Annotated in this window: 24 protein-coding genes, 1 tRNA gene, 1 pseudogene and 1 riboswitch; of the genes and pseudogenes, 22 read left to right on the top strand and 4 right to left on the bottom strand. The window is 28.9% G+C overall.

The features are described 5' to 3' along the window. Nucleotides 1-236: 236 nt before the first annotated feature. From CRN98_RS08035 to CRN98_RS08005, 7 genes are all read left to right on the top strand, one after another. The gene (locus tag CRN98_RS08035) at nt 237-431 is read left to right on the top strand and encodes a YwbE family protein (protein WP_097026912.1); all 195 of its coding nucleotides are present in this window, start codon (nt 237-239) and stop codon (nt 429-431) included. A 14-nt stretch (nt 432-445) separates the two neighbouring features. Continuing rightward, nucleotides 446-685: a YdbC family protein gene (locus CRN98_RS08030; protein WP_097026911.1), complete on the top strand. Its 240-nt coding sequence runs from the start codon at nt 446-448 to the stop codon at nt 683-685. Nucleotides 686-849: 164 nt separating this feature from the next. Then, on the top strand, nt 850-1,614 hold the full coding sequence (gene aroD / locus CRN98_RS08025) for a type I 3-dehydroquinate dehydratase (protein WP_097026910.1): 765 nt from the start codon (nt 850-852) through the stop codon (nt 1,612-1,614). 354 nt (nt 1,615-1,968) lie between these two features. Continuing rightward, nucleotides 1,969-2,610, top strand: coding sequence for a hypothetical protein (locus CRN98_RS08020; RefSeq protein WP_097026909.1), 642 nt, complete (start codon nt 1,969-1,971; stop codon nt 2,608-2,610). A 44-nt stretch (nt 2,611-2,654) separates the two neighbouring features. Continuing rightward, nucleotides 2,655-3,935 carry a VanW family protein gene (locus CRN98_RS08015; protein ID WP_179632037.1) on the top strand — a complete coding sequence of 427 codons (1,281 nt, stop codon included), beginning with the start codon at nt 2,655-2,657 and terminating at the stop codon, nt 3,933-3,935. 189 nt (nt 3,936-4,124) lie between these two features. Beyond that, nucleotides 4,125-4,212: riboswitch (cyclic di-GMP riboswitch) on the top strand. Nucleotides 4,213-4,344: 132 nt separating this feature from the next. Further along, complete coding sequence (locus tag CRN98_RS08010) at nt 4,345-5,346, top strand: ketoacyl-ACP synthase III (protein ID WP_097026907.1); 1,002 nt, start codon at nt 4,345-4,347, stop codon at nt 5,344-5,346. 60 nt (nt 5,347-5,406) lie between these two features. Further along, nucleotides 5,407-6,939, top strand: coding sequence for a methyl-accepting chemotaxis protein (locus CRN98_RS08005; RefSeq protein WP_097026906.1), 1,533 nt, complete (start codon nt 5,407-5,409; stop codon nt 6,937-6,939). Nucleotides 6,940-7,101: 162 nt separating this feature from the next. Here CRN98_RS08005 and CRN98_RS08000 read toward each other — a convergent pair whose 3' ends face one another. After that, nucleotides 7,102-8,493 (bottom strand): L,D-transpeptidase family protein, encoded by a 1,392-nt coding sequence (locus CRN98_RS08000; protein WP_097026905.1) that lies wholly within the window; start codon nt 8,491-8,493, stop codon nt 7,102-7,104. A 389-nt stretch (nt 8,494-8,882) separates the two neighbouring features. Between CRN98_RS08000 and CRN98_RS07995 the strand changes: the two genes are divergently transcribed. The 4 genes from CRN98_RS07995 (at nt 8,883) to CRN98_RS18120 (ending at nt 12,149) form a co-directional block, all read left to right on the top strand. Further along, nucleotides 8,883-10,055 (top strand): glycosyltransferase family 4 protein, encoded by a 1,173-nt coding sequence (locus CRN98_RS07995; RefSeq protein WP_097026904.1) that lies wholly within the window; start codon nt 8,883-8,885, stop codon nt 10,053-10,055. A gap of 105 nt (nt 10,056-10,160) precedes the next feature. Next, nucleotides 10,161-10,739: a phosphatase PAP2 family protein gene (locus CRN98_RS07990; protein ID WP_097026903.1), complete on the top strand. Its 579-nt coding sequence runs from the start codon at nt 10,161-10,163 to the stop codon at nt 10,737-10,739. Nucleotides 10,740-11,202: 463 nt separating this feature from the next. Then, nucleotides 11,203-11,760, top strand: coding sequence for an ATP-binding cassette domain-containing protein (locus CRN98_RS18125; protein WP_341455800.1), 558 nt, complete (start codon nt 11,203-11,205; stop codon nt 11,758-11,760). Next, entirely contained in the window at nt 11,742-12,149 is a 408-nt protein-coding gene (locus tag CRN98_RS18120; protein WP_341455799.1) for a hypothetical protein, read from the top strand. The genes CRN98_RS18125 and CRN98_RS18120 overlap by 19 nt, the downstream gene beginning before the upstream one ends. 76 nt (nt 12,150-12,225) lie before the next feature. Here the strand turns inward: CRN98_RS18120 and CRN98_RS07980 are convergent, their stop codons facing one another. Continuing rightward, nucleotides 12,226-12,486: a thioredoxin domain-containing protein gene (locus tag CRN98_RS07980; RefSeq protein WP_097026902.1), complete on the bottom strand. Its 261-nt coding sequence runs from the start codon at nt 12,484-12,486 to the stop codon at nt 12,226-12,228. A 202-nt stretch (nt 12,487-12,688) separates the two neighbouring features. Here CRN98_RS07980 and nagZ point away from each other — a divergent pair, with 202 nt between their 5' ends. From nagZ to CRN98_RS18185, 6 genes and pseudogenes are all read left to right on the top strand, one after another. Further along, a complete protein-coding gene (gene nagZ, locus CRN98_RS07975) occupies nt 12,689-14,149 on the top strand; it encodes a beta-N-acetylhexosaminidase (protein ID WP_179632035.1) in 1,461 nt (486 codons plus the stop codon). 54 nt (nt 14,150-14,203) lie between these two features. After that, nucleotides 14,204-14,773 carry a hypothetical protein gene (locus CRN98_RS07970; protein ID WP_207653582.1) on the top strand — a complete coding sequence of 190 codons (570 nt, stop codon included), beginning with the start codon at nt 14,204-14,206 and terminating at the stop codon, nt 14,771-14,773. Between the two features lie 152 nt (nt 14,774-14,925). Then, a complete protein-coding gene (locus tag CRN98_RS07965; protein ID WP_097026901.1) occupies nt 14,926-15,690 on the top strand; it encodes a MerR family transcriptional regulator in 765 nt (254 codons plus the stop codon). Nucleotides 15,691-15,938: 248 nt separating this feature from the next. Next, nucleotides 15,939-16,667, top strand: a complete 729-nt coding sequence (locus CRN98_RS07960) for a DUF421 domain-containing protein (RefSeq protein WP_097026900.1) — start codon at nt 15,939-15,941, stop codon at nt 16,665-16,667. A 15-nt stretch (nt 16,668-16,682) separates the two neighbouring features. Beyond that, nucleotides 16,683-17,048: a DUF4363 family protein gene (locus CRN98_RS07955; RefSeq protein WP_097026899.1), complete on the top strand. Its 366-nt coding sequence runs from the start codon at nt 16,683-16,685 to the stop codon at nt 17,046-17,048. After that, nucleotides 17,027-17,137 (top strand): annotated as a pseudogene (locus tag CRN98_RS18185) (hypothetical protein); the annotation flags it as partial. The gene CRN98_RS07955 and the pseudogene CRN98_RS18185, both read left to right, overlap by 22 nt. Nucleotides 17,138-17,221: 84 nt before the next feature. On the opposite strand, the gene CRN98_RS07950 reads toward CRN98_RS18185, so the two are convergent. Both CRN98_RS07950 and CRN98_RS07945 read right to left on the bottom strand, forming a co-directional pair. Next, nucleotides 17,222-17,297: transfer RNA gene (locus CRN98_RS07950), tRNA-Met, on the bottom strand. A 116-nt stretch (nt 17,298-17,413) separates the two neighbouring features. Further along, nucleotides 17,414-17,782 (bottom strand): HsmA family protein, encoded by a 369-nt coding sequence (locus CRN98_RS07945; protein ID WP_097026898.1) that lies wholly within the window; start codon nt 17,780-17,782, stop codon nt 17,414-17,416. Between the two features lie 211 nt (nt 17,783-17,993). Here CRN98_RS07945 and CRN98_RS07940 point away from each other — a divergent pair, with 211 nt between their 5' ends. The 5 genes from CRN98_RS07940 to CRN98_RS07925 all read left to right on the top strand — a co-directional run bounded on the left by CRN98_RS07940 (nt 17,994) and on the right by CRN98_RS07925 (nt 22,545). Continuing rightward, the gene (locus CRN98_RS07940; RefSeq protein WP_097026897.1) at nt 17,994-18,299 is read left to right on the top strand and encodes a hypothetical protein; all 306 of its coding nucleotides are present in this window, start codon (nt 17,994-17,996) and stop codon (nt 18,297-18,299) included. Continuing rightward, on the top strand, nt 18,277-18,513 hold the full coding sequence (locus CRN98_RS17480; RefSeq protein ID WP_179632033.1) for a hypothetical protein: 237 nt from the start codon (nt 18,277-18,279) through the stop codon (nt 18,511-18,513). Before CRN98_RS07940 ends, CRN98_RS17480 begins: the two co-directional genes overlap by 23 nt. Before the next feature lie 440 nt (nt 18,514-18,953). Then, nucleotides 18,954-20,078 carry a radical SAM protein gene (locus CRN98_RS07935; RefSeq protein ID WP_097026896.1) on the top strand — a complete coding sequence of 375 codons (1,125 nt, stop codon included), beginning with the start codon at nt 18,954-18,956 and terminating at the stop codon, nt 20,076-20,078. 389 nt (nt 20,079-20,467) lie between these two features. Continuing rightward, nucleotides 20,468-20,782 (top strand): hypothetical protein, encoded by a 315-nt coding sequence (locus CRN98_RS07930; RefSeq protein ID WP_097026895.1) that lies wholly within the window; start codon nt 20,468-20,470, stop codon nt 20,780-20,782. A gap of 242 nt (nt 20,783-21,024) precedes the next feature. Beyond that, nucleotides 21,025-22,545, top strand: coding sequence for a methyl-accepting chemotaxis protein (locus CRN98_RS07925; protein ID WP_097026894.1), 1,521 nt, complete (start codon nt 21,025-21,027; stop codon nt 22,543-22,545). Nucleotides 22,546-22,654: the final 109 nt, after the last annotated feature.

Genomic DNA, 22,654 nt, shown 5'->3' with positions numbered 1-22,654 from the left:
AAGGATTATTAGATTGTTATGACAATGCAGTTGATTGGACAGACAAAAAGGCTATTGAGCCTATTATTCGCTGTATAAATAAAAGATAATAGTGGTAAGAAGCTAAGTCCTTGAATTTTCAAAGGCTTTTATTTGGAGAAAGTTACACACTAAGGATACTATTACTTAATAACTATGATATAATGAATAGCGGTATAAATAAGAAAAGACTACAAAGAATATGAGGGAACAAAATTATGGATGGAACTAATAGATCAAATATAAAAATAGGATCAAAGGTTTTTGTTGTACAAAAGCAAGATCAACGCACAGGTAAACTAACTGAAGGGACAGTTAAGAGAATACTTACCAATTCGCCAAATCATCATCATGGAATTAAGGTTATGCTTGAAGATGGGATAGTTGGAAGAGTTCAGCAAATAATAACTTAAGAGGAGTGTTAATAGTGGCAGATTTTAAATTTGATATTAAACAAAATTTAGGAGTTATATCAGAAAGTACAAAGGGCTGGAAAAGAGAAGTCAATGTGATGACTTGGAATAAGAAAAAGCCAAAGGTAGATATTCGTGAATGGGATGAAAATCATGAGAAAATGGGAAAGGGAATTACATTAAATAAAGAAGAACTAAAAGAACTTAAAGAAATTTTAAATGGAATTGATATTGATGAATTAGATATAGAATAAATAATTACTGCTGGAAAGTCCCCAGCAGTTTTTGCTTTTATAAAAAGAGATGATTCATGTAAATTAGAGATTAGTAGAAGTAATATCTGATGCAGGAAGAAAGTGTGAAAATCCACACATAATTGTATATAATAATATGTATTACAAGATTTAAGGAGGCCAAGATGAATACGGTAAAGATAAAAAATATAGTACTAGGTGATGGCATACCGAAAATTTGTGTACCCATAGTAGCAAAAACTAAAAAAGAAATAGTAGACGAAGCATTAAGTTTTTCAAATATACATGTGGATGTTGTAGAATGGCGTGTGGACTGGTTTGATGATGTTTTTGATATAGAAAAGGTAAAAGATGTTTTAAATGATTTAGTGCCTGCTTTAAACAATATTCCTTTATTATTTACTTTTCGTACATATAAAGAAGGTGGAGAAAAGAAAATTGACCCTAAAACATATGCTGAATTAAATAAAGCTGTAGCAGCAACAGGATTAGTTGATATGGTAGATGTTGAAGCATTTACAGGAGACGAAATTGTAAAAGATATCATTGAAAGTGCACATGCTTCAGGTGTAAAAGTTATTGCTTCAAATCACGATTTTGGTAAGACACCATCTAAAGACGATATAATTTATCGTTTAAGAAAAATGCAGAATTTAGGCGCAGATATTCCTAAAATCGCAGTAATGCCAAAATCCAAATTAGATGTTTTGGAATTACTAGAAGCTACAGTAATTATGTCAGAAAAATATGCTGACAGACCTATCATAACAATGTCTATGTCAGGAATGGGTGCTATAAGTCGTTTAGCAGGGGAAATATTTGGCTCTGCACTGACATTTGCTGCAGCTAAAAAAGCATCAGCTCCTGGTCAAATAGGTATAGAAGATTTACACGGAGTATTGCAGTTAATTCATAAATATTTGAAATAACTATATATATTTAGTTGAAATATTATGTGGCATATAATTAAATTAATAAAATAATTAAAAACTATTAAAATTCACTAAAATGACTTCGATATATATAATATGGATGTGATTATAGTTGATAATAAAATTTTTCTTAATTGGAGCTGTATTTTTTTTAATTTCACTAATCTTTTGTAAAATTATATTAAAATTTTTTCAAAAGAAATTATCTGGAACAAAATATGGATTTACAGATAAGTTTCGGTATATCTTTTTTTGTTTAATTATGTTTGTGTTAGGTATAATAATAGGAAAAATGGTTATCTGGCGACTTATATAGCTATAGTAAAGTTTTAATATTAAGGAGTGTATACCATGTCAAAAGTAATGTCTATTTTAGAAAAGTACAATTTAGTAGAAAAAGTAAATAAAGAAAAGTCAGAGTGTACTAATTCAGATTTAAAAAATAATATTAAATATGATGAAGTGGTAAATAATGAGGATAATATTGTAAATGTTGAAGCTAATGATTACAAAGAAGAAGTTAAAATTATTGAACCAGTTATTGAGAAAAAATCTTCCACAATTGATAATAATAAATATGAAGAAAAAATGACTATAGATGAGATATATTCCTTACATGGACTTGAAAATAGTAATATTAATACAGTTTTCATGCTGCAAAATTTAATCAATGCTTTGCCACAAAATTTACCCAAAGATATAGTAAAGCAATCGGTTATAAATATTATTGATGCTTCCAAGATGGATTTAAACAGACTTCTTTCTGATGGAGAACAAAGATTAGAATTATTAGGTAAGGTAATGGATGGTTATTATAAACAAACTAGTGACAGTATTGCTAAATATAAAGAAGAAATAGCCAAGCTATCAAGCTTAATTAATGATTGCCAAGAACAAATAAAAATTAATGAAAGTATGTTGGAAGAGCAAATACACGAAATTAAATACGAATCTCAAAAAATAGGTGAAATCATTAATTTTTTTTCAAAATAGCATTATAATATCCTTTCAAATTTAGGACAACTTATGAGGGAATGATGAAGAAAAAATATCGTATTACTTTTGTCTTTAAAATTTTAATAGTTCAATTTGTTTCAAGTTTTTTGGGTTTAATAATTGGTTCAATATGGGGATTAAATATAGAAAATGAGAAGTGGAGCCAGTTAATTTATAATGGTATAAAAATAGCTGATATTGATTTAGGTGGCAAAAGCAAGGAAGAAGCAAGAAATATAATTAAAACTCAATATATAAATGATATGCGTAACAAGAAACTGTATGTAACTATTGATGATAAAATCTACTCTGTAGATAAGTCTCGTTTAATTAAGAGTTATAGTATTGATAGTGCTATTGATAAAGCATTCAACTTTGGGAAAAATTTAAGCATAATTGAACAACATAAGCTTGTAAAGATAGGAAGTAATAAGGCATATAGTTTAGATCTTATTTGTAATGATGAGGATATTAAGAGATTTATAAGTGGTATTGAGAAAGAAATCAATAAGAGCCCTGCAAATGCAACAATAAAAATGAGTAATGAAGGTACAATACAAATACAAGCTGATACAAAAGGCTCTATAGTTGAGAGAGAGAAACTTTATCAATGTATTGAAGATGTAATTAAAACAGGAAGAAGTGGTGACATATATATAAAGGCACATGTTAAAAAGGCTGAAGCCGAAATTACAAAGTCTAAACTTTCTGGTATTAATACTTGCATATCTTCATTTAGCACAAGTTTTAAATCATCATCTTTTATGAGAGCTAATAATATTAACGTTTGTGTTAACGCTATAAATGGTACACTTTTAATGCCAGGTGAAGTTTTTAGTTTTAATGAGGTAGTAGGAGAGAGAACAAAAGAACGAGGATATATGGAGGCTCCTGTTATAATTAACAATAAAATTGAATCAGGAATAGGGGGAGGTATTTGTCAGGTATCATCTACTCTATATAATGCAATTTTAAAAACAGGAATACAGAATATAGAGAGAATCAATCATTCTTTACCTTCTTCCTATGTAGAACTTGGGCTTGATGCTACAGTTGATTGGGAAAATATAGACTTTAAGTTTACAAATACTCTTGATTATCCAATATATATAGAGGCACATACTCAAAATAAAAATTTGTATATTAATATTTTTTCGAATTCCAATTTAAGGAAAAAAATATATGTAATTGAAAATCATATAAATCAAGATGAGAATGTTTATAAAGTAAAAGTTATAAGAAAAACATATGAGAACGGAGTGCTCATTGATTCAGAGTTTATTTCTAACGATACGTATACACCTGTATCTTCTAATCTGTAATATGAAAAAGTTTGAAAATTGATTCATTAAATAATACTATTAAAGGAGCAGTTTAATGATCCTAGTTGGACTTTACTTTTCGTAACTATATAAGATTATAATAAAATATGCTAAAGAAATAATAAATAAAGCCGATTATATATATGTATTCAAATTTATGTAAAAATAGGTGAATGCAATCCAAATAAATATAGAAAATAGCAAACCTATTGAAAAATAGGGACGCAAAGCTATGGGTCTAATGGATAGATAATCCAATGATTGCCAGGTTGCCAAAGTATTTTAATAAAGTAATGTTTTATATATAATGTTTATTATAAAGTGCTAAAGGTGTCCTTGCAATTAAGGATCCTATAGCATTTTTTTTGTTTTATAAATATTAATAAAGCAAACCAAGGAGGAGATTATTATGTTTAAAAATGTATATATAAGAGGAATAGGAAGTTATCATCCTAAAAAACTAGTTAAAAATCAATATTATATTAATCATTTTAAGCGTTATGGATCAGAAAAACATGTAATTGGACTTATGAAAAAACTTGGAAGAAATTCAAGGACTTTAGCTGGAAAAAATGAAAACAGTATAACTATGGGTTTAGAAGCTGCTAAAAATGCTCTTATAAATGCTGGATTAACTTCATTAGATGTTGATGCTATAATAGCAGCTTCTGATACTCCAGAATATTTAACTCCATGCTGTGCATTAATACTAAAAAATAAGTTACAAGCAGATAATGTTACTAATGTATTTGATGTAAACAATGATTGCGTAGGTATGCTTACTGGTATAGATATTGCATCAAAGTATTTAAAAACTGATAAAAAATATAAGAGAATTTTAGTCATTGGATCAATGCTCATAAGTCCTTTTGCACGTGAAGATGATATGGTTGTTTATTCATGTCTTGCAGATGGTGCAGCTGCTGTTATATTAGAGGTAAAAGAAGAGAATGAAGAAAGAGGGTTATTAGGATCTAGAGTATTTACAGATGATACATATAATGAAACTATTAGATTTCCTGCATGTGGGTTATCAAATGTCCCAAGTACTATTAAAGCACATGATAAAAAAATGGAATGGAATCCATTTGATTTTGGATTTCTTTCAGACAAATGGACAGAATTAATAACTGAATTATTAAAAGAAAATGAATATAAACCAAAAGATGTTTCTCATTATTTTATGTCTCAGTTTTCTAAATCTGATATAGAATTAACATTAAACAAGCTAGAAGCTTCTTTAAATAAAGCAACATTTGTTGGTGATAAATATGGATATACTGGTTGTACAAGCCCTATTATGGCTTTAGATGATAGAGTAAAAAAAGAAAAATTTAATAAGGATGATATTTTAATATTTTGTTCAGTAGCTGGTGGATATATAATGACTGCATTATTATATAAATGTTAGAAAAATTTATTAATAAATTTATAATACACAAATAATGCTTAAAAAGGGGATGAGATACTTATGCCTAATAATGATGGAATTGTAAGTAATTATCAAAAGAAAACTCTAAAATTTGTTTTAATTATCTATTCTATAAGTGCCCTAGCAGCAGGAATAATATTTGCATTTATGAAGCTTTTTGGATTATATGATGAGGTGAAATGGAGCTACATTGGAATATTTACATTAGTAGTGCTATTAGAGGTATTAACATTTAGATTAATTTATAAATCAATATTAAAAGCTAGTGATAATTGGATGAATCAGTTAAATAAGTTTAAGCCAATTATATTAGTAATATCATATATTAATTATCTATATATCTCACTAATGATTCCATCAAAGGAATTATGGATAAGTGTTTTTTACTTTATAATAATAGGGGCATTGTTTTTAGATAATAAAATGAATATATTATCTATAATAATAGGTGTATTATGCCAATTTATAATATTTAAATTCAATGCTTCAATTTTACCAGACGAACAGGTGATTGTAAGAGAATTAATTATAAGAGTTATAGTTATAGCACTTATTTCTATCGGAATTTTTATTTTTACACTCTTTGCTTCTATGCTACTTAAAGATGTGGAAGCCAATGAAGATATGCTTAAAGAAAAAAATGATAGAATTTCAAGTTTACTTAGCAAGATAGCTGAATTTTCAAATGGACTATTAAAATCAAGTAACTTGTTATCAACTATGATTGAAGAAGAAGCCAGCTCAATTCAAGAAATTGCTAGCACTAGTCATGAGATAAGTATAGATTCAAAGGAAATGTTAGATAAGTCATATAAAAGTAAGGATAGTTTACAAACATTACTAAATATAAATCAAATGGTATCTTTAAAAGCGAAAGATACTAAAGATGTTTCTATAAATTTAGTTAGTGTTTCCAATGATAATGAGGAATCTTTAAAAAGTGTACTAGGTATTATGGAGGGCATAATAAAGAGTATAAAAACAACTTATAATGCTACAAAGGTTTTAGAAGAAAAATCAGGACAAATGGATGAAATATTATCGGTTATAGGTAGTATTTCAGAGCAGACAAATCTATTAGCGTTAAATGCTAGTATTGAAGCTGCAAGGGCAGGGGAAGCAGGTAGGGGATTTGCTGTTGTTGCAGATGAAGTTAGAAGACTTGCAGATAATAGCCAAAAGTCATTAAGTGATATAAGTACCATTGTTAACGAATTTAAAGAAAAGACTAATCAGGTACAAGAACTAATGGAAGATAATAATGACAAAATAGGTGTGGGAAATAAATTTTTGAATGAAACAGTTTCTAATGTAATTAGTATGATCGAAGATTTAAAGTTGTCCGGAGAAAACATAGATGAAATTAATAAATTAACAAGTAACTTACTTAAGGAAACAGAAAACGTAGTAATCTTCAACTCTGATATAGTTGAAAAAACACAAAATACTATAAATATGTTTAGTACAGTAAGTGATTCAGTAAGTGAGAGTGCGGCTACAAGTGAAGAGATAGCTACTAATGCTGAAGAATTAAAAAATATAGCAATTGCAATGAATGAATTAATTAAATAACTTGCGTATCTTAATATTATAAAATAGTTTTACACTCTCCTATAATAGGTTATTTTATTTTGCTATATTTATAATACTAAAAAGGCGATTGATTAAAATCAGTCGCCCTTTTGAATTATAATCATTAATTTATTATTAAATAGATGATGCAGTGTATTATTATTAATAATAACAAATAACCGGGACTCCTGCTTCAATATTATAAAATATTGCTTTTGCTACTTGATAGGGTGCATTTATGCAGCCATGGGAACCATTTGTTAAATATATATTTCCACCAAATGCTGATCTCCAAGTTGCATCATGAATACCAATACCTCCATTAAACGGCATCCAATAACTAACGGGTGAAGCATAATCTGCTCCTCTTAAAACTGTATCTTTTTGTTTGTATTTTAATTTATAAGTACCTGCAGGTGTTGAATGATTTCTGCGTACATTTCCTGTGACTACACTTCCTTCTACAATAAGAGAGCCGTTTTTATAAAACCATAAATATTGCTTTGAGAGATTAATCTCAACATAAGTATTACCAATATCATTAATACCGTGGGATAGCGCAGTTTGCTTATATATTGGTTTTTTGGTTATAGATTGCCCGTTTTTTATAACTGCAATTATGTCCTGCACTTCTTTGGATTTATTAATTGACCAGCCATAGTCACCACCACTAACTTTTACTGTCTTTCCTAATGATGTAATAAAGTTTCTTGTAGTACCTAATGTATCATAGGTTTTTGCTAGTGTATCTATATAATATTTGATTTTTGTTTCATCAAATATAACTTCCAAATTTTCATCCACATTAAGCCAAGTATTTATTATAGAGCCATCTAAAATCTCTGTACTCTGACCAAAAGTATAGGTAATTTTTGTGGACGTATATTTATCAAATAAATTTTTAACAGCAATGATTTCTTTAGAATTTGAAGTATACTGCGGTTTTTCATAGCAGTTTGATGATTTTAAATTTAAAGTTGTTTCTCCTTTAGTAATTGCATCTCCAATATGATTATATAAAATGTCTTTATTGACTTTATTCCCTTCAACTTCCTTTACAATTTTATAACCATTATCTGTATACTTAAAACTAGCATTTTTAGGTTCAATTATGTTACTCGTATTAAAACAAGAGAGATTATTTACGCGTTTTTTTAGTAATTCTTCATCATATAAAGATATATCAGACAGTTGAAAGTTTGTCTTATTAAAAATGCTATAAATCCATTGAAAAGGATTTTGACTAGTTTTTAAACTTTTAATTTTATCATGTGAATTATGATTATATTTCAAACCAATATCAGACCCTTTAATTTCTTCTCTTACACCACCTTGCTCTTCTAAAAGCAGTGTATATGAGGTAAGTTCAGATGTGATTTGTTTATCTACGTCTTCTACAGTTTTACCTGAAATATCCATGCGATTAACTGAGGATCCAAAATAAAAACGATTCATAAAATATATGGACATAGCTAAATACATGCTAAGCAAAGTACCAAAAAAAATTATAGTACATAGCATAAATTTTTTTAGTCTATTTTTTCCTTTTTTCATAATCATTAATCTCCCCACATTATTAAACACAAGTTAAAAAGAGCCTATGTTTTAACTACATACTTTTATAATATGTAGTAACATTAATATTGCTCCTAAAATATGTGAGTGTTAAGCAGAAAATTGAGGAATTGCATTTAGCAATATATGATTAGTAAGATAAACAAACATTAAAAGTTAATGACCAAAATGTCATTGTAAGGCTACTTGCAAAAGAAAAGTAATTAGGAATTGCTTAATAATTATTTTAATCTAATTTTAATCTTTTATTAATTATACTTTAATTAATCTATACTATGATAAAGGCATAAATAAGTTTTGAATAAATTAAGATGTTACTTTATGATTTTAGAACTAAAATATCATGATTTAATTTAATAGGGGGAAATATGAAAATTTTAATAACAACGGATACATTTTTTCCCATGATAAATGGTGTGAGTACTTCAATAAATATCTTATATGAAGAGTTGAAAAATAGTGAACATGAAGTGAGAATACTGACATTATCTCAAACAGGTGAGCAAAAGGTAATAGGGGATATATATTATTTAAAGTCTCTAGGGGTAGGAATATATCCTGATGCAAGGATTAAGGCTCCATTTTATAATAAGCTAATAAATGAAGTAATAGAATGGAGGCCTGATATTGTACATTCTCAAACTGAGTTTTCTACAATGTTTGTAGCAAAATATATTTCCAGTAAGCTAGGAATTCCACACATTCATACTTACCATACCATGTATGAAGATTATTTAGAATATCTGATGGGAGGAAAGATAATTAGAAAAAGCACAGCAGCAAAGTTAACAAAGATACTTTTAAATTCTATTGATGCTATCATAGCCCCTACTGAAAAAACTAAAAATGTTCTTTTAAGTTATGGTGTGTATAAACATATATATGTAATTCCAACAGGGATAGATTTAAGAAAGTTTAAAAGACATGTCTCTATTGACGAGAAGAAAAAAATTATCTCAGAACTTGGAATCAATTCTCAAGATAAAATCATTACTTATGTTGGTAGAACAGCTAAGGAAAAAAATATAGATGAAATAATTACTCTTTTTAAAGAAGTTATTAATAAAATAACAAGTGCAAAGCTTTTAATTGTAGGCGCAGGACCAGAGCTTAAGAATTTAAAAAACTTAGTTAAAAGAGAAGGATTAGAATATAGTGTTTATTTTACGGACATGATAAACCCTAAAGATATCTACAAATATTATAAAATATCAGATGTTTTTGTTACAGCATCAAATAGTGAAACTCAAGGATTAACCTACATTGAAGCATTAAGTAGCGGATGTCCGATAGTTTGTAAATGGGATGAATGTTTAGAAGGTATTATTATTCAAGGAAAGAATGGATTTGTATATAAAAAACCGTGGGAGTTTGGTCATTATGTAGTTGAAATTTTACAAAGCCCTAGGTTGAGAGAAAATATGGCCAAAGAGGCTGTTATTAAAGCTAATCAATATTCAAGCGATAAATTTAAAGAAAAGGTCTTAAATCCATATATTATGACTATGAATTTAAGTAAATACAGCACTAATATTGTATAATTAAATAAAATATTATTAAAATCTATGATAGAATTAATATATGTAATATAATAAGTAATATATTTTCAAGTTTAAATAAAAATACAGGAAGGAAGTGATTACTATATGATAACTTACTTACAGATTTTTGATAGAAAAATGTTGAACTTATTAAGTAAAAAAATTAGATGTAAAGTACTTGATAAAGTAATGCCATTGATTACTGCACTAGGTAATGGCGCCATAGTGTGGGCAATTATTTCAGTATATTTAATAAAGAATAAGAATTACAGAATCCAAGGTTATATGGTAATTGCTTCCATAATTTTAGTTACTATTATTGGAGAGGGAATAATAAAGCACATTATAAAAAGGACAAGACCATTTGAACATATGAAGATAAATAAACTGCTAATATCAAAACCTATAACCTATTCCTTTCCATCAGGACACACCGCATCTTCATTTGCAGCATCAGGTATACTTATTATGATGGACAATAAATTAGGTATTATGGCAGTTGTTTTAGCTTCATTAATAGCCTTTTCTAGGGTTTATTTAAATGTACATTATCCATTAGATGTTATTACAGGAATTGTATTGGGTCTTATATGTTCTAAAGTTGTAGTAACTATTTTTCATAGCGAAAGCATAAATTATTTATATCTTACTGTTTTTTCACGCATTTTGTACATGATGCGATAGCTTTATTAAAAATATAAAAATTATCCATAAGTTGACAATTATGTGATTTATCTATATAATCATATTGAATATTAACAAATTTTGTTTTAAGAAAGGGCAAGGTATTGGCAGAAATGAGAATATAACTCACTTTTAATTATGTAAAATGAAAATTTAAATAAAGTTTTTAATAAAGCTTTATTGTCATGCATTTTATTAAATTTTGAGAGTGGATAGTGTTCTGTAACTGTTGATAGTTTGTCATATAATGCGATTTTAACCTTAGTTAGCTACTTAAATCTTAATGTGTAATAATATAAAACTCCTCTTACTATACGTAGAGGAGTAAGAAGTCATAACTAAATCAAATATTTAGTATGCCTTTCTAGTTATTTACATATAAGTTGAGATTTAATTTAGAATGAATTAGGGCTTAGCATAGTTATTACGCTATCCTCTCCAGATTACAAGGAGGGGATTTTTTATGTTATTAATGGAATGCAGTAATATTAAAAAATATTTTGGTGATAGATTGATGTTAGATTTAGAAAATTTGAAGATTTATTCTGAGGATAGAATAGGTGTTGTAGGTGTAAATGGGGTAGGCAAAACCACTTTGATTAATATACTAAGTAAGAGATTAGAACCAGATGAAGGATGGGTTAAGCTATATGAAAGATACTCATATATATATCAGCTAGAAGAACCTGAAAATAGAAAAATTAGCAATGAAATGGCTTCAAGGTTTGGTGTACAAAATACTTGGAATGAGAATATGAGTGGGGGAGAAAAAACCAGATTTAAGCTTGCGGATGGTTTAAGTAATAACAGCTTATTGATATTTGCAGATGAGCCTACCAGTAATGTGGATATAGAAGGTATTGAGCTTATGGAGAAAAAGTTTGGTGAATATAAAGGTGCATTAGTGTTAATATCTCATGATAGAAGTTTTTTGGATAAGCTTTGTAATAAGATATTGGAAGTAGAGGATGGCAAGATAAAAATATATAATGGCAGTAAAAAATGCTATTACAGGATATAAATTTGCTTATATTAGATGAACCTACTAATTACATGGATATAAATTCTCTTGAAGTTGTAGAAAATGCATTTAAGGAGTATGATAGAACGTTACTATTTGTCTCTCATGATAGAAGATTTGTGGAATCTGTTGCAGAGCAGATAATGACCATAGAAAATCATAAAATAAATATGTTTAATGGAAACTATAAGGAGTATATAGAGAGCAAAAATAAATGTTTAAATAATGAAAAAGAGGAAATTAAAAAACAAATTCTTGTACTACAGAATCGTCTTTCAGAAGTTATAGGAAGACTATCTATGCCATCAAAGAAGGATGATGTAGCATTACTAGATAAGGAATATCATGAAGTGATAGCTAAGCTAAAACAGTTGAAAACTAATTTGTAAAAATATGATATAATAAAGCTATGGGTTTTGAGAAAAAACTCATAGCTTTTCTATATATTAAAATATCTCAAATTTTTTATTTAGCAGCCTCCTCAAAAGCTTTTACAACAATATCTTTAGTAGTTCCTCCTTCATAAATCTTAACATTTCCAACATAATAAGTAGGGACATAATAGTAATCATACTGTTTAGATATATCTGGATGTTTCTCTTCATCTATTATTTCTACTTTAACATCTCTATATTTAGGATTTTCTTCTTTTACTTCATCTATCCAATTAATAGCTCGCTTACAATGAGGACACCAATCTGTTATAAATACTTTTATATTTTTCATCAATAACGCCACCCTTATAAAAATTTGTCATAACAATAGTATACACTTTTATAATAAATTTTAAAGTTACTATAACAAATATAAAGGTGAGTAAAAATATAATAGTTATTGAATTTATGATTATATGTAATAGATAAAAAGGATATTTTTACTATATTCACGTATATATAAGTAAAATAAAAGTTACAGGAAGGTTAAGATTATGATAAAGAAAATAGTATTACTTATGTGCATTCTTTTATCTTTTTCTTCGATAGGATGTAATAAGGAAATTAATGAGGAAAAGCTTGGAGTAAGAGGAGAAATAACAAAAGTATTATTAGATGGCAATAATAAAGCAACAGGAATATTAGTAGAGAGAAAAAATGAGCAAGATACAGAATATGATAAGGCTAGTGTTAATATTGGAGAGAAAACTAAGATTTATGATAATAATACTAAAAAAGAATTGGAAAGAAATGATTTAAAAAAGGGAGCAAAAGTAGAAATTATATTTGAAGGAGGAGTAAGAGAGTCTTACCCTGTTCAAGCGGACGCTAAAATAATTAGAGTTATTGAACAAGTTGACCATATAGTAGAAAAAATAAATACAATGACAATAGATGAGAAAATTGGGCAAATGCTTATGGTAGGTGTTGAAGGATATAATTTAAATGATAATTCCAAAAAACTTATAAAGGAACATAAGGTAGGAGGATTTATAATATTTGATGAAAATGTACAGAGTACTGAGCAGTTACTTGCTTTAGTTAACTCGTTGAAAAAGGAAAATGCAGATAACAATATTCCTTTATTTTTTTCTCTAGATGAAGAAGGTGGAAAAGTAACAAGGATGCCTAAGGAATTTAAAAGACTTCCTACTAATAAAGCAGTTGGACAGATAAATAATAGTGATTTTTCAAACAAAATAGGAAGAACTATTGCAGATGAAATAAAGTCCTTTGGGTTTAATATGAACTTTTCTCCAGTTCTTGATGTTAATAGTAATCCTAAAAATCCAGTTATAGGGAGTAGATCTTTTGGAGCAAATTCTGATATAGTAAGTAATTTAGGTGTTGAAACTATGAAAGGAATACAATCAGAAAATGTTATTCCTGTGGTGAAGCATTTTCCAGGACACGGTGATACCTCAGTAGATTCTCATATAGGACTACCAACTGTAAATAACGATTTAAATAGATTGAAAAGCTTTGAACTAGTTCCTTTTACTAAAGCTATAGAGAATGGCGCAGATGCAGTAATGATTGCTCATATACTTCTACCTAAAATTGATAAAGACAATCCTTCTTCTATGTCAAAAATTATTATAACAGATATACTAAGAGATAATCTTAAGTTTGATGGTGTTGTAATAACCGATGAGATGACTATGGGAGCAATAATTAAAAATTATAATATTGGTAAGGCTGCTATAAAGTCAGTAAATGCTGGAACTGATATTATATTGGTTGGTCATGATTATAATAATGAAATAGAAGTAATTAATGCTCTAAAGGATGCAGTATCAAAAGGAGAAATATCAGACAAAAGAATAAATGAAAGTGTGCATAGAATATTGAAACTAAAGCAAAAATATAACTTGAAAGATGAGATAATAAATTCTGTAGATGTAGATAAGATAAACAATAACATAAAAACACTTTTAGATGTTTATAGCTTTTAAAATATTTTTTATAAAAATGTTTTAAAAGGGATTAAATAATGGAGGTATAGGCTAATGAATAATAAAGAGAGGAAGCCTAATAAGCATTTAAATAAGCTAAGAAGATGGTTTTATGGTATAGTTTCTATTATAGCAGCTTCGGTAATTATTGCATTGAATACAGTAGCATCTATTGGCAGAACTAACATGGTATATGCAGTGAATGAAGATATTTCTTTGGAGCAATCAAAATCGGCTATAAAAAACTTAGAAAATGGAGCAATAGAGATATCATCATTAGAAGAGAAGTTTTCTGATAAACCAAAAGTTAAAGTTCCAGTTAATTTAAAAATAGAGGAAAATGATCAGAAGAGTGTTGATGCAGGACATTCACCATGGAAGCTAGATCCAGCATTTGTGGCTCAGGTTTTCGTAAGCTTAAAGATTTCTCCAGAAGGTATTGAGGGGGATTATCCTATCAAATATGAAGATCTTAAAGTAGTAAAAAACACTGGGGAAGAAGCAATTGTAGAAGTGCCAGGAGATAAAACTCCTATTAGAAGAGTATATCTAGAAAGACTCGTAAGACAAGACAGTACAGGAATATGGACTGTGATTGGATATGACCCAGTGTGTAATAAGTAACTAATAAGGATAAACAAGGGCATGATACATTTGTGGTATCATGCCCTTATTTATTGTTTTTATCGCTAAAAAAAGTAAAATATTAAAAAAAACGCTATTGACATTAACGTTGCGTAAAGGTGTATATTTATCTTGTCAGGAGGTGAAAGCACATGGAATATACAGTGAAAAAACTAAGTAAAATAGCAGGTATAAGCACCAGAACACTTAGATATTATGATGAAATAGGAATTCTTAAGCCGGCAAGAATTAATTCATCAGGATATCGTATATATGGTCAAGCGGAAGTTGATAGATTGCAGCAGATATTATTTTACAGGGAATTAGGTGTAAGTTTAGAAAGCATAAAAGATATAGTAACTTCACCGTCATTTGATGGGGCAAAAGCACTGAGAGAACATCGTGAGAAGCTTCTTGAAAAAAGAAAGCAATTGGATTTGTTAATTTCAAATGTTGATAAAACAATTGCTTTAACAGAAGGGAGAATTATTATGAGTAATAAAGAAAAATTTGAAGGCTTTAAACAAAAGATGGTTGATGATAATGAGAAGAAATATGGTAAGGAAATAAGAGAAAAGTATGGGGACGATACTATTAATAAATCAAATGCAAAGTTAATGAACATGTCAGAGGAACAATATAATGAGGTGACAAGTCTTGAAGAACAAGTAAAGGCAGCATTAGCAGAAGCCTTTAAAAATGGTGATCCATCAAGTGATATAGCTCAAAAAGCTGCAGACTTACACAAAAGATGGCTAACATTTTATTGGAGCGAATATAGTAAAGAAGCACATGCTGGTCTTGCACAAATGTATGTAGATGATGAGAGATTTACAGCATACTATGATAAAGAGCAGCCTGGAACAGCTGAATTTTTAAGAGATGCAATTTTTATTTATACGGGAATGAGCAAATAGTATATTAAATAAGCAATATAGAAAAGCGATTGGTTGAACTAATCGCTTTTTGGTGAATATTATAAGAGCTTTTTTATACTTGGTTTTTTTATAAACTAAGTATAAAAAAGCTTTTTATATTTATAAATATCATGTGAAACGGAAATACTATGCAGATAGATGAAAGAATGTATTGATGGATAGACAAAGAAACTATCAAGTTATATTGATAGTTTAAATGAAAAGTAGAAACTAAGGAGGTAAAAGCTTTGAATGAGGGATTAGTTGTTTTTGTTAGGGCAATTATTGGATTTTTTTCTCTGCTTATTTTTACAAAAATTTTAGGAAAAGAGCAAATAAGCCAGTTGACATTTTTTGATTATATTTTAGGTATTACAATTGGGTCTGTTGCAGCTACACTTACTACAGATTTATCAAGTAGGGCATGGCCACATTGGATAGGGCTTATAACTTGGGCTGCTTTAGGATATTTAATGCAAATAATAACTTTAAAGTGGCGATATGCAGCTAAGTATATAGAAGGTGAGCCAACTATTGTAATAATGAATGGAAAGATAATGGAAGATGCTTTAAAGAAAGTGAAATATACGACAGCAGAGATTTTAGAATTACTCAGAAACAAAGAAGTCTTTAATCTAAATGAAGTAGACTATGCCATAATAGAACCAAATGGAGAGATTTCAATTCTTAAGAAGCCGGAGTATTTGCCTTTAACACCAAAGGATATGAAGATTAAGGTAAAACCTTCAGGAATAGCTACAGAAATGATTTATGAAGGAGTAGTTATTGAAGAAAATTTAAGGCAACTTAATAAGGACACAAAATGGTTATTAAAGGAGCTAAAAAAACATGGAGTAAAGGATCCATCAGAGGTATTTCTTTTGACCTTAGATCCAGGAGGAAACGTATATATTGATAAGTATGAAGATCGCATTAAAAAGGTTACTGACGTAGGAGACTACAAAGGACCTTACTAAGGAAGGTGAAATAAAATGAGAAAATTTTTTGTAGTTGCTATACCAGTAGTTACAATAATTTGTTTTATACTCATAATGCTAAGTGGAAATTATCTTAAGAATTCTTTTGGCAAGGATGACAATGTACCAGAGCTTATTCAGGTTTTAACTAAAAATATTAGCGATGAAAAATGGGAAGAGGCTAATAATAATAGTGAAAAATTAGATGAAGCGTGGAATAAAATAGTTAGAAGAGTTCAATTTAGTTCAGAAAGAGATGAGATTAATGAGTTTAGTTTTAGTTTAGCACGTCTTCGTGGTGCAATTAAGGGAAAAGATAAAGCAAGTTCATTTTCCGAATTAAGCGAAGCATATGAACATTGGAAGGAGCTAGGAAAGTAATATTAGGGGAAGGTGGAAATATTGTTTGGAAAAATAAAACGAGGTTTTATATAGCTATTCCTTTAATAACGGATGGAAGCATAATAGAACAGAATCTTAAACATATAAAGAAAAATAAGAAATTGTTATTAAAAGAATTAAAAAAACATCCTAAATTAGGATGTTTTTTTCTATGGTTGCGGGAGCAGGACTTGAACCTACGACCTTCGGGTTATGAGCCCGACGAGCTACCAACTGCTCCATCCCGCGATATTCTTAACTAAGGTTTCCCTTAAGCTATGTTATAAGTATAGTGTAGTTAAGAATAAAAGTCAAGGGTTTTTAAAAAATAATAATTAATGATTATCTTACGTTAAATTTATAATTTATTTTGTCATACCAAAGATTGCCCCTGATATGAAAGGAACTAGCCAAATGAGCCATACAAGTAAACTTAATTTATGAAAATTAACCTTAGCTCTTTTATCATTTTTAATTAATACAATAGTTGCCCATAGTGCATGAAAAAGCATCAAGACAATTGCAAGTAAACCAGTTATGCCGTGAAAATTAAGATTAAAGCCTCCACCAGCGATTTTGTTCATTATTGTAGTTCCTAAGGTATCAAAGAGTAAACCTAACCAAAATATTCCTAGATGCCAACTCTTTAGCTCACCTTGTAATTTTTCGCTCCATACTCCAATAGTGTAAAATACAAGTGCTAAAGTTATCGATATAATTGCATACATTAACATGACAATTCCTCCTTAATCTATTTTTAAATTAGTGAACGATGTTCATTATATATTGTATAAATATGATTGTCAATATATTTGGATGTGTATATAATTTCCAATGGGTTAATTTTTACAAAATATATTAATAACAGGGTTTTGAAATTCTTGAGATAAATTAAGCTGCAAAGTATAATAAAAAGATTGTCAGAAGAAAATAGATTTTAGTTTCATGCCAAATAAAGATATGAGGTTTACATCAAAACTCTATGCTTATTATAGACTTGAAAAAGTTAAACCAAGAACTGTAAGAGATAATATAAATGGTAATTTACCTTTGTTTATTGAATATTGTAGTTTAAATAATATTAATAGTTTCAATGAGGTAACTAAAGAAATATTCTTAAACTATGCATTATGGCTTAAAGAAGATAAAAAAGTTGCTCAAAGTACAGGATATGCTCGTTGTTCAGTACTTGAAGAAATCATTAAGATAGGTCAAATAAAAGGTTGGGATGTACCTAAGACTAATATCTAATTTATCTAAATCTATGAGTTTTAATCCGTTACCGACAGGCGTATGCTTATACAATTTTAGAAGGGGGAACTGCTCTGATGGAGATGGCTGTTTCTTCTATAACTGCTCAAATTACGTTACCGAGGTTAAGTTCTACCCTATCTTAAAGCAAGAATTAGACCTTATGGAAAAGAAAATGGCAAGATTTAAAGAATTAGGTAGAGAAAGAGATTAGCAAACTAAGAAGATTAACTTTAAAACAGTAGCCGAGGAAGCAGGAGTATTTAAGGCTACCTTATATAATAATGATATTCTTTAAGTCGCAATCGTATATTATTGTTCACCAACAGGTTTTATTGGAATGCTATTTTGATAGTTACTTTGAATATAATAGCCTAATGTAGAAAGAGAATATAGTAAGTAGTCTGATCAAAAGTGTCAACAATGTAGCAAATGTCGACATGTTTTTGTTTCCATTGTTATACATACGTGCTAAAATTTAAGGCTATGTTAAAGAATAATGTTGAAAATTGAACTCTATTTACATACAAAACAATACAATTGATATATAATTAAATTGGTTCATGTATGTCTTTTGAAGAAGAATATGTGAAAAAGCATAGCAAGAAGATTTGAATTGAGTCTTCAGGAAGATTAATTAGAGGAGGACATGTTATGAAAATTTCAAAGAAAGATGCGTTGATATGGTTTGAATTTTTTTCAATATTGCCAGAGGATGAGGAACCAATGACAAAACAACAAGAAATCATTTACGCTACCTTTGCACAAATTGAGGCAGCGATCGATCATAGAAATGATAAGTTAATGTCGGAAATTAGAAGTTTGAAAACTTTGGAGAATAGAACTTTTTTTGTGGGGAATGAAAGCAAATTCGCCAAAGGATGTCGTTCTTGTCTGATGGGAACCGGTTTGAGTGCAATTAGGAAAACAAATAAATGTAACATAGAGTGCAAGTTCTGTTATAATTATGGAGATTTAGAAAATATTCCTCCAATTGGCGAAGGTATGTGGGAAATCGGAGGCACAAAATTTTATGAGAAGGATATTGATTTACTTCTTTCCATCTACCAGAAACCTACAGGTATTTCCTACGTTTATTTAGAGCCATTTATGGAGATTGAAAAATACTATTCGATTATAAAGAAATTTAATGATGCCCAAATTCATCAACATCTATATACAAATGGTATTTTAGCTACAGAAGAGACATTGAAAGCATTAGGTGAAGCCGGTCTTGACGAGATACGTTTCAACCTAGGTGCTTCTAATTGTTCAGACAAAGTTATTGAAAATATTAGAATAGCAAAAAAATATATTAAAAATGTAGGTATTGAAACTCCAATGACTCCTGAGTTTGTCGAAGGATTTTTCAAGAAAAAGCAGGCAATCTTAGATACAAAACTTGATTTTATAAATTGTGCAGAATTACACTTAAATGAGAATAACATAGACAATTATTATGGGGAAAACATGTATATTTCTAGACATGGCTACATATCTCCAATTTGGAGTAGGGAATTAACTCTGAAATTCATGAAAATAGCCGATGAAGAAAACTGGGATTTAGCAGTTCATGATTGCTCAAACCATACAAAATTTGCTAGAGATTTGAATTTGAGTAGCAAAGAGGGTAAGTGGTTTGGAGCCAGTAATTATGCCTGTGAGTTTCCTAGGATACCATATGAAGCATTTTTACCAATACTACGTGATGACAATTTCAAATTTTTAAGTGAAGAAGAATTGCCTGACGGCTATAAACCAGGAGAGTTGTTTTTTTAGAGAGTCTTTTCATTTGTTTTCAAGAAAAAAATTTGCCGCCAAGGAACTACTAGGTTCAGGCGGCATCATTTTTGTCTGTTCAAGGCTCGCTTATAGTATAGTTCTAATGACGAATAGCGGTTTCAAGGTGGAAATACATAAATAATATATTTTCGAAAAGATGAGAGGCAAGAGGACTAACTTGTCCTTTATTTTTGAATAGGGACACGAAATTTTAAAGTTTTTTGCATATATCCACAGGATTAACCAATATTTTGTATTTTTCTTATATGACGAATTATCAACAAAGTTATTGATATGTTATACACAGAAAAAAGTATAAAAAGAAAAGAGGTGAGTTTTAGTGATGGTTTGGTACTTGTTATACACTCTCTCACTAAAGATAAATTATGATTAAGATTGAAGAACTTTTGTCTGGTGAGTTTTCTGCGTATCCTGAAGAAACTCAGAAGTTTATGAAAAAATATACTGAAAGACTTAGGGAAAGCATAGAAGAAGAATTAGTAAGGGACATGGCAGATAGAATGCTTAAGGATATAGATAAAAGTAACGAAACCTTTATTAGCATTCTAACTGAGATATTAAATAATGGCTGTAAGGGTTTTAATAAAATGTCTACTCAATCACTGCTAAATATATATTTAGAGAGAAAAACTGAAGAAGATTTTTTTAACCTATTGAAAAGATTGAATGAAGAAGTATAAAGCCAATAGTTGTAAATTATTTGCATACAGAAGAAAAGACATCCTAAATATTGGGGTGTTTTTTTATTTATTATGACGTAAATAAAATATTAAATTTATATAACTTATTAAAGATTTCAGTAACTTTAACCGATAAAATAAGCTAAGAATATAAAGGATACCAATAAATATTATAATACATTTAGATTACTGTTAGTATTGTATTAAAATTAAAGTAAAAAGTTTATAGGGAGAGGAATTTTATGTTTTTTAAATCAAGAATAATGCCATGCCATGAAGCAGACGATATTATGGAATATGTTGATAATCGCATGAGAGGTAGAATAGTTAAGAAACCTGTTGTTGAGTATAGTAAACATATAAAAATAGCTAATTATTTTGATAAGCTCTTTGAAAGTGAAGGAAGTATGGCTGAATCAGCTAAAAGAATCATTGATATAGGTGCTAGTATAAGCAGTTTTGATTCTGAGATGAAATATATTTCTAATATGCTAATTGATTTTGCCAGAGAAATGTCAGATGTTAGTCAATCTAATTTAGCCATCGTTGAACAAACTACTGCTAGTATGAATGGTGTTAATGAAACCATTGATATTGCAACAAAAACCCTTAATAGTGTTTCAGATTCATCACAAAATCTTATGAAAAGCAATATTGAAGGTCTTGAGCAGATGGAGGAAATTGGTGATATTAAAGAAGGTGTTGTAAGTAATGCCAATATAATGAGTAATAAGATAGATTATCTAGTTGAGATGGCTAACAAAGTTAGTGATATTGTAAAAACTGTAGAAGCAATAGCAGGAAAGACAAATCTACTAGCACTGAATGCTTCTATAGAAGCAGCAAGAGCAGGGGAACATGGGAAAGGATTTGCAGTTGTAGCTGAAGAAATTAGAAAACTTGCAGATGATACAAAAGTAAATCTTTCTGGTATGAAATCTATTATGACAAATATTCATCAAGCTGCAGCAGATGGTAAAAGTAGTATGGATAAGACAATATATGAAACAAGTAAAATGAGTGAAAAAATTGATACAGTTAAGGTTACCATTCAAGAAAATGTTCAACTATTAAATTCTACAGTTAAGGATATAAAAGTGCTTAATGAGTCCATGAATGGAATTAGTATTTCAGCAAATGAGATTAATAAGGCTATGGAAATATCAACTGCAGATGCAGAAAAGCTTACTAATATGACAGAGGAGATTCATAAAAGTGCTATAGAAAGTTCAAATGAAGCGACAAAAATTTCTAAAATTGACTCTGAGTTATCGGATATAGTTAAAAATATGTTATCTCATTTAAAAAATAGTTCAAATTCAATAAATAATAAAGATTTCATTGCATATATGGAAAAAGCTAAAAAATCTCATGAAGAGTGGTTAGTTAATTTAAGAAGATCTGTAGATGAAATGAATACATATCCTCTCCAATTAGATGGGAGCAAATGTGCATTTGGTCATTTTTATTATTCAATTAATGTTGAACATCCAAAGCTTATATCTAATTGGAAGGCAATCGAAAAAGTTCATATGAATTTTCATAACTGTGGTAAAAAAGTAATGGATGCAATTCAGAGTAAAAACTACGAAAATGCACATGATTATTATAAACAAGCTAAAGAAATATCTTTTAAAATATTTAAGTACTTAGAAGACATTATAAAGGAAGTTAAAAGCATTGATGCAGCAGGAGAACAGATATTTAATATGCAAGCAGTGGAAACAGCATGTGAAGATTGTGGAAGCTGCAGCGCCTGTTAGAGAGAAGTGTGATATTTTAAGATAATAAAGTAAAATCACCTGTAAATTCTTTTGAGAATTTGTAGGTGATTTTTTATTTTTCTTAAGTATGAGCAAAATGTTAAATTAT

This window comes from Clostridium peptidivorans, assembly GCF_900205925.1.
Taxonomy (GTDB): domain Bacteria; phylum Bacillota; class Clostridia; order Clostridiales; family Clostridiaceae; genus Clostridium_AK; species Clostridium_AK peptidivorans.
This window is presented reverse-complemented; position numbering and strand designations above follow the sequence as displayed.

Excerpts from the sequence above, each read along its gene's own strand:
- CRN98_RS08035 (WP_097026912.1), top strand. The coding sequence starts at position 237 with ATGGATGGAACTAATAGATCAAATATAAAAATAGGATCAAAGGTTTTT.
- aroD (WP_097026910.1), top strand. The coding sequence starts at position 850 with ATGAATACGGTAAAGATAAAAAATATAGTACTAGGTGATGGCATACCG.
- CRN98_RS08020 (WP_097026909.1), top strand. The coding sequence starts at position 1,969 with ATGTCAAAAGTAATGTCTATTTTAGAAAAGTACAATTTAGTAGAAAAA.
- CRN98_RS08015 (WP_179632037.1), top strand. The coding sequence starts at position 2,655 with ATGAAGAAAAAATATCGTATTACTTTTGTCTTTAAAATTTTAATAGTT.
- CRN98_RS08010 (WP_097026907.1), top strand. The coding sequence starts at position 4,345 with ATGTTTAAAAATGTATATATAAGAGGAATAGGAAGTTATCATCCTAAA.
- CRN98_RS08005 (WP_097026906.1), top strand. The coding sequence starts at position 5,407 with ATGCCTAATAATGATGGAATTGTAAGTAATTATCAAAAGAAAACTCTA.
- CRN98_RS08000 (WP_097026905.1), bottom strand. The coding sequence starts at position 8,493 with ATGAAAAAAGGAAAAAATAGACTAAAAAAATTTATGCTATGTACTATA.
- CRN98_RS07995 (WP_097026904.1), top strand. The coding sequence starts at position 8,883 with ATGAAAATTTTAATAACAACGGATACATTTTTTCCCATGATAAATGGT.
- CRN98_RS07990 (WP_097026903.1), top strand. The coding sequence starts at position 10,161 with ATGATAACTTACTTACAGATTTTTGATAGAAAAATGTTGAACTTATTA.
- CRN98_RS18125 (WP_341455800.1), top strand. The coding sequence starts at position 11,203 with ATGTTATTAATGGAATGCAGTAATATTAAAAAATATTTTGGTGATAGA.
- CRN98_RS18120 (WP_341455799.1), top strand. The coding sequence starts at position 11,742 with ATGCTATTACAGGATATAAATTTGCTTATATTAGATGAACCTACTAAT.
- CRN98_RS07980 (WP_097026902.1), bottom strand. The coding sequence starts at position 12,486 with ATGAAAAATATAAAAGTATTTATAACAGATTGGTGTCCTCATTGTAAG.
- nagZ (WP_179632035.1), top strand. The coding sequence starts at position 12,689 with ATGATAAAGAAAATAGTATTACTTATGTGCATTCTTTTATCTTTTTCT.
- CRN98_RS07970 (WP_207653582.1), top strand. The coding sequence starts at position 14,204 with ATGAATAATAAAGAGAGGAAGCCTAATAAGCATTTAAATAAGCTAAGA.
- CRN98_RS07965 (WP_097026901.1), top strand. The coding sequence starts at position 14,926 with ATGGAATATACAGTGAAAAAACTAAGTAAAATAGCAGGTATAAGCACC.
- CRN98_RS07955 (WP_097026899.1), top strand. The coding sequence starts at position 16,683 with ATGAGAAAATTTTTTGTAGTTGCTATACCAGTAGTTACAATAATTTGT.
- CRN98_RS07945 (WP_097026898.1), bottom strand. The coding sequence starts at position 17,782 with ATGTTAATGTATGCAATTATATCGATAACTTTAGCACTTGTATTTTAC.
- CRN98_RS07940 (WP_097026897.1), top strand. The coding sequence starts at position 17,994 with ATGCCAAATAAAGATATGAGGTTTACATCAAAACTCTATGCTTATTAT.
- CRN98_RS17480 (WP_179632033.1), top strand. The coding sequence starts at position 18,277 with ATGTACCTAAGACTAATATCTAATTTATCTAAATCTATGAGTTTTAAT.
- CRN98_RS07935 (WP_097026896.1), top strand. The coding sequence starts at position 18,954 with ATGAAAATTTCAAAGAAAGATGCGTTGATATGGTTTGAATTTTTTTCA.
- CRN98_RS07930 (WP_097026895.1), top strand. The coding sequence starts at position 20,468 with ATGATTAAGATTGAAGAACTTTTGTCTGGTGAGTTTTCTGCGTATCCT.
- CRN98_RS07925 (WP_097026894.1), top strand. The coding sequence starts at position 21,025 with ATGTTTTTTAAATCAAGAATAATGCCATGCCATGAAGCAGACGATATT.